The 1,043-nt window shown below is 59.6% G+C and carries 1 protein-coding gene; it reads left to right on the top strand.

The window, feature by feature from the left end:
* Positions 1 to 1,043 (top strand): SAM-dependent methyltransferase (locus AWB74_RS44805; RefSeq protein WP_061152836.1); only part of this gene is annotated, 1,043 nt, incomplete at both ends.

Genomic DNA, 1,043 nt, shown 5'->3' with positions numbered 1-1,043 from the left:
GCGGCCGCCATGCCGCTGCTGTTATCGCCCGGGCTCGACTCGCTGGGCGAAGCCTACGTGGAAGGGAAAATCGATATCGACGGGAGCCTTCGCGACCTTATCGACGTCGGCTATGCGCTTGCCAGAACCGGTCCGGAAACATCGGGAAAGTGGCGCCGCCTTGGAGACTATTTCGCGCATTCCAAAGCCGCCGACAAGCGGGCCATCCGGTACCACTACGATGTGTCGAACGACTTCTACAAATTATGGCTGGATCGCCGCATGGTGTACTCCTGCGCCTACTTCGAGAACGGGGATGAGGATCTCGCGACAGCCCAGCAGAAAAAAATCGATCACATCCTCGCCAAGATTCAACTCCGGCCAGGCCAAACGCTGCTCGACATCGGCTGCGGCTGGGGCGCGCTTGTCATTCGCGCTGCACGCAAGTTCGGCGCACGGTGCGTCGGCGTGACGCTGTCGAAGAATCAGTTCGAGTGGGCCACGGAACTGATCAAGGCAATGGACCTAACCGATCGCATCGAAATCCGGCTGCAGGACTATCGCGAAATCACTGGCCGCTTCGACCGCGTGACGAGCGTCGGCATGTTCGAGCATGTGGGCTGCAGCAATCTTCCTGAGTACTTCGTACGTATGCAGAGCCTTCTTGCCGAGGAGGGTATCGCCATGAACCACGGCATTACTACGACGAGCGCGAACTCGGGTGAGCCGGGATTCGGCGGCGGCGCATTCATCGATAGGTACGTATTCCCCGATGGCGAGCTGCCCCATCTGAGCCTCGCGCTCAATGCCATGCAGGAAGGCGGGCTCGAAGCATTTGACGTTGAAAACTTGCGCCGGCACTACGCGCGAACGCTGCAGTTGTGGAGCGCCAACTACGAAGCGAATGCGGCAGCGCTGCGAGAAATGGTCGACGAACAGACGTTTCGCATCTGGCGCATCTATCTGGGTGGCTGCGCATACGCCTTCGAGAACGATGATGTTGCCATTTATCAGATCGTCGCGCGCAAGGCGGGGATGAGCGCCAGCAAGCTTCCGTGGTCACG

Origin of the sequence: Caballeronia arvi (assembly GCF_001544695.2) — a bacterium.
Lineage (GTDB): Bacteria > Pseudomonadota > Gammaproteobacteria > Burkholderiales > Burkholderiaceae > Caballeronia > Caballeronia arvi.
This window is presented reverse-complemented; position numbering and strand designations above follow the sequence as displayed.